The sequence below is a fragment of the Streptomyces sp. NTH33 genome (assembly GCF_003236365.1).
Lineage (GTDB): Bacteria > Actinomycetota > Actinomycetes > Streptomycetales > Streptomycetaceae > Streptomyces.
In genome coordinates, this window is the sequence record NZ_POTZ01000170.1 from 1 (window position 1) to 13,034 (window position 13,034).

9 protein-coding genes are annotated in these 13,034 nt (G+C 73.0%); all 9 read right to left on the reverse strand.

Translation table 11 applies throughout. The features are described 5' to 3' along the window. Positions 1–1,261: DEAD/DEAH box helicase (locus C1I97_RS17765; protein ID WP_181446773.1), on the reverse strand; the 1,261-nt coding region annotated here is incomplete at its 3' end. Then, positions 1,258–2,616: a BREX system ATP-binding protein BrxD gene (gene brxD, locus C1I97_RS17770; RefSeq protein WP_111004200.1), complete on the reverse strand. Its 1,359-nt coding sequence runs from the start codon at positions 2,614–2,616 to the stop codon at positions 1,258–1,260. The genes C1I97_RS17765 and brxD, both read right to left, overlap by 4 nt. Continuing rightward, the gene (gene pglZ, locus C1I97_RS17775; RefSeq protein WP_111004201.1) at positions 2,613–5,348 is read right to left on the reverse strand and encodes a BREX-2 system phosphatase PglZ; all 2,736 of its coding nucleotides are present in this window, start codon (positions 5,346–5,348) and stop codon (positions 2,613–2,615) included. Before pglZ ends, brxD begins: the two co-directional genes overlap by 4 nt. Next, complete coding sequence (locus C1I97_RS17780) at positions 5,348–9,277, reverse strand: hypothetical protein (RefSeq protein WP_111004202.1); 3,930 nt, start codon at positions 9,275–9,277, stop codon at positions 5,348–5,350. The genes pglZ and C1I97_RS17780 overlap by 1 nt, the downstream gene beginning before the upstream one ends. Before the next feature lie 169 nt (positions 9,278–9,446). Further along, positions 9,447–9,977: an ATP-binding protein gene (locus C1I97_RS17785; protein WP_111004203.1), complete on the reverse strand. Its 531-nt coding sequence runs from the start codon at positions 9,975–9,977 to the stop codon at positions 9,447–9,449. Positions 9,978–10,195: 218 nt separating this feature from the next. Continuing rightward, positions 10,196–10,495, reverse strand: coding sequence for a hypothetical protein (locus C1I97_RS17790; protein ID WP_146608235.1), 300 nt, complete (start codon positions 10,493–10,495; stop codon positions 10,196–10,198). A gap of 572 nt (positions 10,496–11,067) precedes the next feature. Further along, complete coding sequence (locus C1I97_RS39285) at positions 11,068–11,688, reverse strand: hypothetical protein (protein WP_181446774.1); 621 nt, start codon at positions 11,686–11,688, stop codon at positions 11,068–11,070. Positions 11,689–11,894: 206 nt separating this feature from the next. After that, positions 11,895–12,293 carry a hypothetical protein gene (locus tag C1I97_RS17800; RefSeq protein ID WP_111004206.1) on the reverse strand — a complete coding sequence of 133 codons (399 nt, stop codon included), beginning with the start codon at positions 12,291–12,293 and terminating at the stop codon, positions 11,895–11,897. After that, on the reverse strand, positions 12,290–13,034 hold a 745-nt coding region (locus C1I97_RS17805; RefSeq protein ID WP_111004207.1), incomplete at its 5' end, for an IS5 family transposase. The genes C1I97_RS17805 and C1I97_RS17800, both read right to left, overlap by 4 nt.

Below are 13,034 nucleotides of genomic sequence, written 5' to 3' on the forward strand. Positions count from 1 at the left end.
GGTCGGGCGGCGGGACCACCGGTTCGACCCAGCCGTGCGACCAGGCCAGCAGCAGGGACGCGGCCGACAGCAGTCCGGCGTCGTCCAGGGCCAGGAAGAGGCAGTTGCGCGTGGTGCCGGGGCGCCGTCCGGTGCGGCCCAGGCGTTGCAGGAACGAGGCCACCGTCGCGGGGGCGTCGAGCTGGATCACCCGGTCCAGGTCGCCCACGTCGATGCCGAGTTCCAGGGTGCTGGTGGAGACGATCACGCAGTCCCGGGCCTCGGCGAAGGCCGCCTCCGCGCGCCGTCGTTCGTCGGTGGACAGCGAGGCGTGGGAGAGGAACGTGGTCACGCCGCGCAGCCTGAGCTGTTCGCCCAGTTCCTCGACGGTGCGCCGGCTCTCGCAGAACACCAGGCGTTTCTCGCCCCGGTGCAGCGCGGCGATCACGGTGGCCGCGTTGGCGACGGAGCCGACGTAGTCCAGTTCGACGTCTCCCGGCGGCGGGGGCGCGGGCGCCCCCTTCGCCAGGGACACCGACTGGCCGCCGGACCCGGCCCCGGGCTCACCCTCCGGCAGGGACACCGACGGCCCACCGGACCCCGGCTCGGGCAGCGTCACGCCGGGCGCCACGACCCGGCCCGGGCGCCGGCCGCGGCCCGACCCCTGCAACCAGTCCAGGAGCTGACGCGGATTGCCGACTGTGGCCGACAGCCCGATCCGCTGCACCGGCCGCCCGGCGACCTTCTGCAGGCGCTCCAGCACGGCCAGCAGGTGCCAGCCCCGGTCGTCGCCGGCGAAGGCGTGCACTTCGTCGACGACCACGCTGTGCAGGCCCGAGAAGAACGCCCGGTGGTCCACGTTCGCGCTGACGAGCATCGCCTCCAGCGACTCGGGCGTGGTGAGCAGCAGGTCCGGGCGCTCGGCGAGGATGCGGCGGCGCCGGGTGGCGGCGATGTCCCCGTGCCACAGCCCGGCGGTACGGCCCACCCAGCCCGTGTACGTCTCCAGCCGCGGATGCAGGTTGTTGAGCAGCGCCTTCAGCGGGGTGACGTAGACGATGCCCGTGCCCTTCCAGCCCTGCCGCTGCGCCCGGGTCAGCAGCGGGAAGGCGGCGGCCTCGGTCTTGCCGCCGGCGGTCGGCGCGAGCAGGACGGCGTCCTCCCCGGCGAGCACCGGCTCGATCGCCTCCTCCTGCAAGGGCCGCAGGGAACGCCAGCCGAGCGAGTTGACGACGTGGTGGACGAGGATCGGGTCGAGGAGGTCCAGCGCGTCGGCGCTCACGGCAGGTCCAGCTCCACGTCGCCGGCGCTCGCCGCCGCGTTGCGCTCGACCTCGTCGAGTTCGGCGCTGTCGACCGTGAGCGTGTAGTGCGCCCGGGGGTCGAAGTCGTCGAACGTGTCGATCCGGTCGAGGACGTCGGCGACCAGTTTGCGCAGGTACAGGCGGGGCGCGATACCGGCCTTGCCGCCGAGCGAGCCCGTCACCGCCCGCGCCAGCTCGTCGAGGTAGGCGTCGTCGGCCCGCGCGGCGATCCGCTCCGGGTTCCTGGCCGTCGCCGTGTACACCTCGCGCACCTTGCGGCCGAGTTCGCCGAGGGAGGCCAGGTCGAAGCCGGAAAGGCGGAGTTGGACGGCGCGCGGGGAGTCGAAGCGCGGGTCGGTGGTGAAGTCGGTGGCCAGCCGCTGCGCCAGCGGCGCGAGGCGCTGCACGCCCTGCTGCCCTTCGTAGAAGGCGGGGGTGCCGGTGATGACCAGGAAGAGTCCCGGGAACCGGCCCGCGTCGATCTCGTCGAGGAGCTGCCGCAGCGCGTTCAGCGACTTCTCCCGTACGTCGCCGCGCACCCGCTGGAGCGTCTCCACCTCGTCGAGGACCAGGAGCAGCCCGGGGTGCCCGCAGTCCCGCAGCACGGTCAGCAGCCCCTGCAGGAAGCCGAGGGCGCCGAAGTGGTCGAGGTCGCCGCGCACTCCGGCCGCGCGTTTGGCGGCGGCGGCCACGGACCTCTGCCCGCCGAGCCAGGCGATCAGCGCCTCGGCGCGCGCCCCGTCACCGGCCGCCACCGCGTCGCGGTAGCCGCGCAGCGCCGCGGAGAAGGCGGGGGTGGTGCGGGCGACGTCCGCGAGCCGCCGCTCCAGCAGCTCGTCCACGGCCCGGCCGAGCCCCTGCTCGTCGTCCTCCTCGGCCTCCCCGGCGTCGAGGACCTCCTCCTCCAGCGCGTAGAACCAGGAGTCGACGACGGCCCGCAGGGCGGACGGCGGGTGGGTGGCGGTGGCCAGGCGTTCGGCGAGGCGCCGGTAGACGGTCTCCAGGCGGTGCAGCGGGGTCTCCGTCTCGGAGATCTGCACCTCGCTGACGGCCAGCCCGCGCCGCTTGGCCCGCTCGGCGAGCCAGCGGGCGAAGAACGTCTTGCCGGAGCCGTACTCGCCGCGCAGCGCGTGGAAGGCGGAGCCACCGCGGGCGACGGTGTCCAGGTCGTCGTCCAGGGCGTCCGCGAACCGGTCGAGGCCCACGGCGAACAGCCCGAGCCCCTGCTGCGGCACGGTGCCGCGACGCAGCGCGTCGACGACGTCCCGGGCCCGCGCGGCGCTGACGCCGGGTGCCCCGGAGCCGCCCGGGGTGGGTGCGGCGGTGGTGCTCATGAGGTGGTGCCTCCGGTGAACTGCTGCCGCAGCAGCTCCTTGTCCAGGTGGACGGTGCGCCCGGACTCCGTGAGCTGGAGCACCGGGTAGCCGTCGATGTTCAGCAGCCGCTCCAGCACGGTGACGAACCGCTCGGGGTTGCGCTGCGACTTGCCGGTGGCGGCCTGCGCGGCGGCGGCGACCGCGGCCGGGGAGAGCCTGCCGCCGGCCGCGAGCAGGGCGTCGAGGGCGGCGGCCACGGCCGTGTCGCCCGGCGGCAGCCGTACGAAGTCGCGCTGGGCCCGGTACGGCGCGCTGCGCACCGTCTGCTCGCCGAGGCTGCCGTGGCCGTCCTGCGGGAACAGGCTCTCGGTCTGCGGTTCCGCCTTCCTGCCCCGGCCGCGGGCCGCCGGTTCGGGCGCCTGCGCGGGTGCGGGTTCCGCTTCGGTGCGCCACCACTCGGGGACGGTGTCCTCGGCGGGCAGCACCGTCCACCCCGCGGGGATACGGCTGTCGGAGGGGACGAAGGCGAGGACGGGCACGGTGACCTCCGCGAGGGAGGCGCCGCCGTGGTAGCCGGCCTGCCGGGAGGTGTAGCGCAGGTCGTCGCGCCAGGCGGCGGTGATCCGCCCGCCGGCCGCCCGGACCCGGGGCCCGGCGAGCCCGACCTCGCCCGGTCCGGCCGCGCCGGTCCGCCAGCGGGCGCCCTGGACCCCCTCGGCCACCGTGGGCCCCGCGTCGCGCGGAGTGCGGTCCAGGACGTGCCCGTGGTCGGACACGAGCAGGACGGGCCGTCCGGTGCCGCGGGCCGCGTCGAACAGATCGGCGAGCTTGGCGATGTCTCCTACACCCCACCGGGCCCGCCCGCTCTCCCGGCCGTCCGCGAGCGCGTCGTCGATGGTGTTCACCACGACCCCGACGACCCGTTCCTCGTGGGCGAGTTCCTCCAGCAGGGCGGGCGCCAGCCGGTGTCCGGCCGTGCCCTCGTAACCGCCCTTGTGGAAGAGCACCGCTTCCCGTCTGCGCTTCTTCCAGAAAGCCGTGAATCCGGCGCGCTCCACCTCCTGCCCGCCGTCGGCCGCCGCCCCGCAGAGCAGCGAGGCCCGGCTGACGCGCGTGACCGTCGGCAGCATGGCGACGGCGGCCAGACGTCCGGGCGACCGCCCGCCGGAACCGGCCGGAACCGGAACGATCTCCGTCCAGGCCCGCCGGCCGAGCCCGGCCGCCAGCTCCACGGCGACGTCGGCGCTCATCCCGTCCAGCACGAGCACGAGCGGTCGCCCGCCGTCCCGGGCGAGCGGCGCGGCGGCCTCCGCGAGCACGTCCTCGATCAGCAGCGCCCCGCCCGGCGCCTGCTGGGAGGCGGCCTCCGCCCAGGTGGCCAGCACCGACGCGAACTGCTCGTCGAGGAGCCCCCGCCGGGCGCGCACGCGGCCGATGAGCCGGTGGTACGCCTCCCCGAGCACACTGTCCCGCGAGGCGTCGCCCTCGGCGAGGACGCCGACGGCCAGGTCCACCCACCCGGTGGACGCGAGATGGTGCCGCACCCCCTGACCGACCGAGTCCACGACGGGCGCCGGGGCGTCGAGCCAGCGCAGCAGACGTACGGCGGTACGGGCCCGCTCGGTGGAGTCGGCGTACAGGGCGGCCAGCTGATGGTCCCCCAGCTCGCGCAGGGCGGCCTGGGCGGCGGCCGGCCGCCCGTCGAGCGCGGCGCCCAGTGTCCGCAGCCGCGTCCGGTACCCGGAGGGCAGCAGCCGGTCCCCGGCGAGCAGCCCGGTCAGCCGCGCACGGTCGGCGAGCTGGTCGGCGCGTTCCAGTACGGCCAGGACGCGGGCGCGCGCGTCGGCGCCCGCCGGGCCACCGGCCTCCGCCTGCGCGATCCACCGGGTGAGCACACCGGTGGCGGCGGCCGCGTAGGGCGCGAGCGCGTCGAACGAGCCGAGCGCGCTGCCGAAGAGCGTGCCGAGCGCGAAGCCGGTGTCGGCGGCGGCCGGGCAGCCCAGCGCCGCCGCGGCGAGCGCGCCGAGCGGCAGGGCGTCCGCGCCCCGCCCGTCGGTGGCCAGCGCCAGCAGCGTGGGCGCGGCGGGCCCGGTCACCTGCGCCAGCCACTCGGCCAGACCGGCCCGCTCGGCTTCGGGCAGCTCGGCGAACCGGCGTGGCCCGGCCGGGTTCCGGCTCCAGTCGAAGAGGGTGTCGGCGTCCAGGTCCAGGGAGTCGGAGCCGGTGTCCCCGAGCCCCACCCGTGCGGCCAGCAGGGCCCGCAGGGCCCGGTCGCGGGTGAGGACGGCGCCGACCCGCGGCCAGCCGCCGGGCGGCTCGGCCTCCAGCAGCGCGTCCAGCAGCCAGTGCTCGCGCACCATGCGGGTGTCCAGGTCGCCCGCCCCGAACAGCTGCTTGACGATGTCGGCGCGGTCCACGGCCAGCGGGCGGCGGCGCACCGCGTGCCCGCGCAGGTCCCAGCCGATCTGGTCGGCGGGCACCGTGCCGGTGACCACGAGGACGCTGTCCCCGCCGGGGTCGGTCTCGGTGGTGTGGTGCCTCCAGGCGTCGGCGATGCCGAGCGGCGAGTCCTGGTCGGTGACGTGCACCCGGCGGGCGGCACCGTCGACCTGGACCGTGAAGCCCCGTTCCGCGTCGTCGCCGGCCCACACGGCGTCGACCAGCACGAGCCGCCGCCCTTCGGCACGCGGCAGCTCGGCCTCCAGCAGCACTTCGACGGCACGCCGCCCCGCGGCGGGCCGCGCCGGCATCAGCGGGCCCCGTCGGGGTCGTCGACCGACTGCCAGACGATCTCCACGGCCGCGTCGGGATGTGCGGCGCGGAAGGCCCGGATCTCCTCCTGCACGGCGGCCAGCTCCACCGCGAGCTGCTGCTCCAGCGCGGTGACGTCCCCGTCGGCGGAGATCAGCCGGCGCCCGGATCGACGCGGCCGCGTGGATCCGCCCGCCTCAGTACCCGGCTGGGCGTCGCCGCCCGCCGCCCTGGTCCCACCGGCCGGGGGCACCTGCTCCATCTCCGGCTGTCGCGGCGGTACGACACCGGTCCCGGCCTGCGGATGGCGGGTGGCCACCTCCGGATCGGTGACCCGTACGTCCTGCGCCTCCACAGTGGTCCGCCGCTGTTCGGCGAACACGTTCTCCACTTGGAGGGCCGCGTTGATGATCGCGTTGGCCTGGTCCCGGACCCCGTCCAGCACCTGCACCAGCGACCGCTCGAACTCGGACGCCCGCGCGGCCTGCGCGATCTCGGCGAACAGCCGCCGCGCCCGGTCGCCGACGCCGTCCTCGCGCGAGGTCAGCCCGTGGACGTTCCTGAGCGCGGGCCAGTCCGTGCCGTCCAGCGCCCGCAGCACCTCTCCCGCGCTGCCCATGGCGGTGTTCAGGTCCCGCTCCCCGGCGGTCAGGGACGCGGCGGCCAGCTCGCGCACCAGCGCGGTGGCGTCGCCGCCGTGCCGGGTGAGCCGGGCCAGCAGCCCGGCCGCCTCGCGCAGGATCGCGGTCCGCGGCGCCGCCTCACCGGGCGTGTCCAAACCGAGCAGCGGCGCGTGCCGCTCCAGTGAGGCCCGCACCCCGGCGACGTCCTTCTCCCACGCCTCCGCCCGGGCGCGCAGCTCGTCGGCGAGCCGGTTGACGTTGCGCGCGTACAGCGCGGGCTTGACGGAGACGCCGAACAGCCGCGCCGCCCGTTCCCGGGCCGCCGCGTACTCCTCCTCGCCGGGCAGCGGCTGCGCCCGCAGCGACCAGCCCGGCCCGATCTCGCCCAGCGCGGGCGCCTCCCGCTCCGGACCGCCCTGGAACACCCACGCCCGGTCGTCGAGCAGCGCGTACGCGGCGATGAGCAGGTTGCCGGTGAGCTTGTCGAGCCCGCCGTACCCGAGGTCCTTGGTGATCCAGCCGCGGACGTCCTCGACGGCGAGGTCGCCGCGCTGCTGGTGTGCGGCGGCGGCCTGGTTGATCCGGGTCCGCCAGTCCTGCCGCATCACGAGCGGTCCGTCGTGGACCGTGCCGAGCTCCAGCGGCTCCACGATCCGCTTCACCGTCTTCAGGTGGTGGCTGTCGACGTTGTTGGCCCGGCCGCCCTCGTCCATCGCCCGGGTGATCCACTCCAGCGCGGTCCGCAGCTCCCCGGCGGTCACCGCCTTGCGCTGCCCGTTGCGGTCCGGCCCGAAGTCGGGGTGCTTCGGGTACAGCGCGGAGAACATGCCGTCGGCCAGGTGCAGCACGTTGGCCTCGAACCCCTTGCCGCCCTCCTCTCGCGGTTGCGCGAACTCCGGCTGCAGCGACAGCACGTGGCGCCCGTCGGGCACCTCGGGCCCCGGGTTGGAGTCGGTCGGCCGGGCCAGCCCGTACACCTCGGCGAGTGCCCCGGTCAGCTGGTCGGTGAGGGTGTCGCGGGCCACCTCCAGCTGCCGCTTGACCTTGGCGCGGTCGTCGGGCGGGAAGTTGCCGGTGTAGTCGGCGAGCCGGTCGCGTTCCAGCAGGAAGTTGATCCGCATCAGCCGGCCGAGCTGCGCCCGCCGCTGGTCGGAGAAGAAGTCCGTCAGCCACACCAGCGTGGGCGCGGTGACGCCGTCCTTCCGCAGCTGCTCGACGCGGTGGTAGTCGTCGCTCGGGTAGTGGTCACCGTCGTCGAAGGGGTAGTCGACGACGAACCGCACGGTGCCGGACGTGGCGGGCGTGAACTGCTCGTCGGGCAGGTCCGCCCGGTCGCGCACGTTGCCGAAGACGAACTCGGCGATGCGCCGAGTGCCCCGCCAGACGATCTCCTTCTCGGCGACGAACTGCCCGTCGCGGACCCCGACCGCCTCCCACAGCCGGTCCCGCAGCCACACCCGCCGCACCCCGGCCTTGTCCTCCTCGGCCACCGCGTCGAGCAGCGGCTCGATGTCGAGGTCGGACAGGTGCAGCGAGAACACCGGGTCGGCCTCGCCGTCCGAGCGCACCTCGGAGGGGAACGCGGCCTGCAGGTCCCGCATCCGCCGTACGACGACGTCACCGGCGGGCACGGTACGGGACCGCACCGACCCGTGGTTCAGGGCGGCGAGCCGCGCCCCGGTGAGCCGCCGCAGCGCGGGCACGTCCGGCGCGAGGGCGCCCAGCAGCAGCGTCTTCACGAACCGGTCGTCGGCCCGGAAGTCGGCGTGCGTGTCGGAGCCGTACTTCTCCAGCAGGTGGCCGCGGGCCTTGGCGTAGAACTTCACCGCCGCCTCCGACTCCCGCTTGAGCTTGTCGGTGAAGGCGGCGCCGGTCCCGTCCACCAGCACGTTCCACAGGTCGCCGAGCGGGATGAGCTGCCCGACGGCGGCGTCGGCGTTCTTCTCCAGCAACTGCTGCACGAGCTTCAGACCGGTCCGCTCCCGCTGCAGCGCGCCGGACAGCGCGACCAGCACGTTCAGCAGGGCCGGGGAGAGCGGGTAGACGGCCCGGAAGTCCGTCCAGTCGGCGTGCGTGGCGCCGCTGCCGTCCAGCAGGATGTCCTTCACCTGCTGGCCGGTCCGGTCGATCCTGGCGAACTCCGCCTCCAGCACCGCCTCCTTGCCGGGCAGCGGCTTCAGCACCCGCTCCTTGATGATCTCCGGCAGGTTGCGGTCCTCCAGGTCGATGGTGTCGAACCGCTCGTTGAGGTACTCCAGCGCCTGTTCCATCGCCTTGACGTCGGCGCCGAGCACGTCGGTGCCGACGAGCTGGGACAGGTCGCGCTGGCGGGAGATGAACGACACGATCGGCACCGGCCGGTCCGCGTCGCCGGACTCGATCAGCTTCACCAGCTTCTGGATCTCGCTGTTGACGAAGGTGCGCTCCTTCATGTGCGCCTGGAGCCACAGCACCAGCTCGTCCAGGAACAGCACCACGCCGTCGTAGTCGAGCGAGCGGGCGTGCCGGCTGATCGCGGACAGGCCGTTCTCCAGCGGCACGTACTTGGCGGCGTCCCCCCGCGCGCTCTCCGCGTAGGATCGCATCGGCCCGGTGAGCAGCGCGGACTCCAGCCGCTCGCGGCGCGGGTCCCCGGCGGGCGCGGTGAACGCCTCGTCCAGTTCGGCCGGGGTCCACGCCCCGCCCGCGCCGATCACCTGGAGCTCGTCGTCGTCCTCGTCCGCTCCCGTGCCGCTGCCGCTGTCGTCGGGCAGCAGCCGTACGAACGCGTGGTCGCCGAGCTGCTCCCGCATCCGCCGGGCGTCGGCGAGCATGGCGTCGGACCGGAACACGGTCGGGGTCGGCGCGTCCGGGTGCAGCTCGCGCACGGTCCGCACGTACCCGCCGAGCAGCGCCTCGTCCAGGTTGGCCGCGCCCACCAGGTGGTACGGCACCATGAGGAACCGCTTGCCGCGCAGCCACTCGTCGTGCTCGGCGATGACCTCCCGCAGCCGCGGCTTGGCCCGCGCCGCCGCGTCCCCGTTGAGGACGGCGTGCAGCACGGTCAGGAAGTGGCTCTTGCCGGCGCCGAAGGAGCCGTGCAGGTAGGCGGCGTACGACGCGCTCTTCCGCACCGCGCCGCGCACCAGCTTCAGCGCCTTGTCGAACTCCTCCCGGAGCTGCGGGGTGACCACGTACTCCTCGACCCGCCCCGCCGAGCGCCCGCTGAACCCCTGGGACAGCTCGACCTTGAAGTCGCCGGCGTAGACGTCCTCCTTGATGTCGAGCACGTCCCTCAGTACGACGGTCCCGCCGCTCCTGGCCATCAGCCGCTCCCGCTCCCCACAGCACACGCCCGGCCACCCCCGCGGCCGGGCTTCCTCGGGGGCCCGCGCCGGTGAACCCGTGCCCCATACAACTCCTCCATATCGTGCCAGCTCGGACCGGGGCAATGGGCCGGGGTGCGCGGGACCGGGCCGGTTCCCGAACGGGGGTTCAGGTCGCGGACGCGCTGCCCTCGGCCTCCGGTGGCCGCCCTCCTCCTACGGCGGCGAGGTCCGGGCCGGCCTCCATGGTGGGCGCGATCACCGCCCAGACCGTCTTCCCGGGCGCACCCCCGGCCCGCTCGCACACGCCCCAGTCCACGGACAGCGCGGCCACCAGGAGCAGCCCGCGCCCGCCGTCCGTCTCCCCGCCGGCCGGCCCCGTGCGGGGCCGTCGCTCACCGCGGGTGTCGCTCACCTCGACCCGTACGCGTCCCTCGCCCTCCCTGCTCAGCCGCAGCTCGGCGTCCCGGCCCGGGACCAGGCCGTGGGTGACGGCGTTCGCGGCCAGTTCGGCGACGACCAGTTCCACGGCGTCGTGGACGGGCGTGCCGTAGGCCCAGCCCCAGGCGTCCACCTGGTGGGAGGCGAGACGCCGGGCGAGCCGGGCGCCGCGCGGGGAGGCGGTGAAACGGAGGGTGAGGACCGGCTGCTCGGCGGCCGGGGGCAGCGGCGGACACTGCCGGTTGGCGGAGAACGTCATGGACTGAAGATCCCGTGCGGTAACCCGCCCTGACCAGGTACGACGCTGATACGGGCGCGTTTTGTCGGGGTGGGGCGCCGCCGCGTAGGGATTGTCGGGGCCGAGCGTTGCGCGTGACAGCAGGCGAGAAGAAGGAGAGCCCCCGGCCCGCCCCATCCAGGGGCGGGCCGGGGGCTCTTCGGTGTTGCCGAGCCGGCGGGAGCCGAGGCGCAGTTCGGTCAGCCGAAGGGGCCGAGGGGGAAGCCGGCGCTGCTCCACCAGGCACTGGCCATCGAGACGGTGCCGCTTCCCAGGCCGAAGATCAGGCCTCGGACAAAGATCTTGCGCTTGCCCAGGGTGGCGAGGTTGAGCGGCCACCGGTTGAGCGAGCCGTCCTCGGCGCGCGGCTGCGGGGCGCTCGCGATGGCGCGGCCGCACCGGCAGACCTCGGCCGTGGCGGCCACCGGCGCGTTGCTGTAATCTTCGGCCGGCTTCTGCCGACCGCTTCCGCTGGGAGTAAGGCGTGCCTTATCCTGCATGGTGCTCCACGTCCTCTGCTGGCGTTGGGCAGGTGAGGGGAGCCCCTCCGACAGTGGCCTAGGAACCGGAGTCGGAACCAACGGGCTCCCCTCTTGAACGAGGAACTCCGGCCAATCACGCGCCTGCGACTCGCCGTTGAGTCCTCGTTACCAAATCACTCTGCGGCACACATAAGCATCTGCGCGCTGGTAGCTGGGTCCCGTAATCGCCATGATTTCTTGTGTTGACCCTACAGAGAACCTGTCTCAATGTTGGGTTGACGCCGATTTTCAGGAACCGGCTAGTCGGTCAAATGAGACATCCGTCACATGGCGAACGGGCGCCCTTGACGCTTCATCAGATAGCCAGCAGCTTGAGAAGGTTGGAAGCCCTGGTGACGCACTGGGCCGCATGCGGGGGAACGCCTTGTCCGGAGCCTTGGGGCAGCCCCTCTCGCTTCCGTCGGCGGCGGGTATGGAGGGTTCCTACGAACCGGTGGTCGCCATGCCGGGCCACCGCCGGTCGGTCGGCGCGAACCTGAGAGGGAGGTTCGTGAGTTGATGTCCGCTTCTGGGTGAGGCTGGGGCAAGGCTTACGTCCGCTGGTCGGCCTCGTCCATCAACTCGTCGAGGGCCGCACGCGCGAGAGGAACAAAGCGCCGCTGCATGTCGTCCACGTGAAGGCCCGTTTCCGCAGCTGAGGAGCGATAGCGATCCTTCTGCTCACCAGTCAGCGGCCCCCTGCTCAGTTCCATCAGGTATTGAATGGGCGGGTGGATGTGCTGATCGATGGCTTCTGCGTACTCGGCGCCGGCCTGCGCCACAGCAGCGGGTCCTTCGAGCTCAACCGTGTTGGCAGCCTGCCGAGTTGCCCGTACCGCATCGATGGCTGCACCACGCCATGTGTCATAACGATGCTGGTCATAGGGCTCCAGGGTCAGCCGTGACAGTTGCCAGATAGCCCCCTGCGCTTCATGAGCTGCATCCATCAAGGTTTTGTAAGCAGCTTGGCGGCGGTCCCGGCGCCACTTCTGGTGCTCAACCCGCAACTCACGAAGCGCAGTGCGATCTTGTGCGGCCTCTTGGCGTATCTGCTGCCGCTCCAGAGCCTCATTCTTCCGCCGCTCAGTCCGAGCGGTTACAAACGCCGTCAGTGCGCTGCCCAGCAGCGTGCCGACAATCGCAATGGCCGTGGTCATCCAGGTGCTCGTCACAGGGAGACATTGTGAAGCACGACCTCGCACCCATCCGGGCGATCAGCGCAAAGCCCTCCTCGGTTCAAGCAGCCCTCGGCAGGAGGCTGTACTCGAGCCCGTCCTCCCCTGCCGATGCCCTTGCACTCCGAGAACAGATCCCGAGAGGAGGTTCGTGGGTTGATGTCCGCTTCTGGGCGGGGCTGGGCCAAGGCTGCTGGTGTCGGCTACTGCTTCCTGGTGAAGATGCCAGTGTCGGCTTCGGTGAGGATGCCCAGCTTGACCAGGCGTTTCAGCTTGGCCCGGGTGCCTTCGATGTTCTTCGGCAGCAGTTCGTGGTCGAGGGATTCGCAGACGTCCTTGGCCCGCAGCGGTCCGGTCGTGTCGTTGAAGACGGCGAGGATGCGGGGGTAGTCCGGGTGCTCGGGCAGGTCCGGCGGGCCGGCTGGGAGCAGGTCGGTGAGGCCGGTGACGGTCTTCCGAGTGATCGCGAGGTGCTCGAGATGGGTTTCGGCCTCCCGTAGGCGGGTCTGCAGTTTGCCGATCTGCGTGCGGAGGTCGTCGGCCAAGGCCCGGGCGGCGTCCTCCTGGATGTTGAGTGCCTCGAGCAGGGGCTGGATGTTCACGCGGCCGCCGTCTGCGGGTCGCGCCACGTGGGGGTGTTCGCGTCGGTGAGACGGCGGGCCATGACATGGGTCATGGCCCAGTAGACGCGGGAGACGGACGAGGACGGGCGGTGCTCGTAGTCGCGGACCAGGCGCCGGTGCAGTATCAAGATCCCGTAGGTCTGTTCGACGACCCACCGCTTCGGTTGCGGGACGAACCCCTTGTCCTGCGGGTTGCGTTCGATGATCTCGACGTCGATGCCGAGGCGGGTGCCGTGGGCGACGACCTGGTTCTTGAAGCCCTGGTCGACCAGTGCCTTGCGGACGGTTCCGCCGGCGTTCTGGGCGACATGGTTGAGCAGGGCGATGCCCGCCGCGTTGTCGTGCGCGCTCGCAGCCAGCACGGTGACCGCGATGACCAGGCCCAGCACGTCCACGGCCAGGCCCCGCTTGCGGCCCGGCACCCGCTTCGCCGCATCCCGGCCGGTCGTGGCAGTGGGGACCCCGGCGGCCGCGTGAACACTTTGGGTGTCCAGCACCACCAGGGTCGGGTCCTCTAATCGGCGGGCCCGCTCGCGGACCTGGCAGCGCAGGAGTTCATGGATGGTCTGGTCGGTGCCGTCGTCGCGCCAGGTGGCGAAGTAGTAGTACGTCGCGCTCTTCGGTGGCAGGTCGTGCGGGAGGTAGGCCCACTGGCAGCCGGTCCGGCCCTGGTACAGGATCGCGTTCACGATCTCCCGCATCGCATAGGCGCCCTGGTGG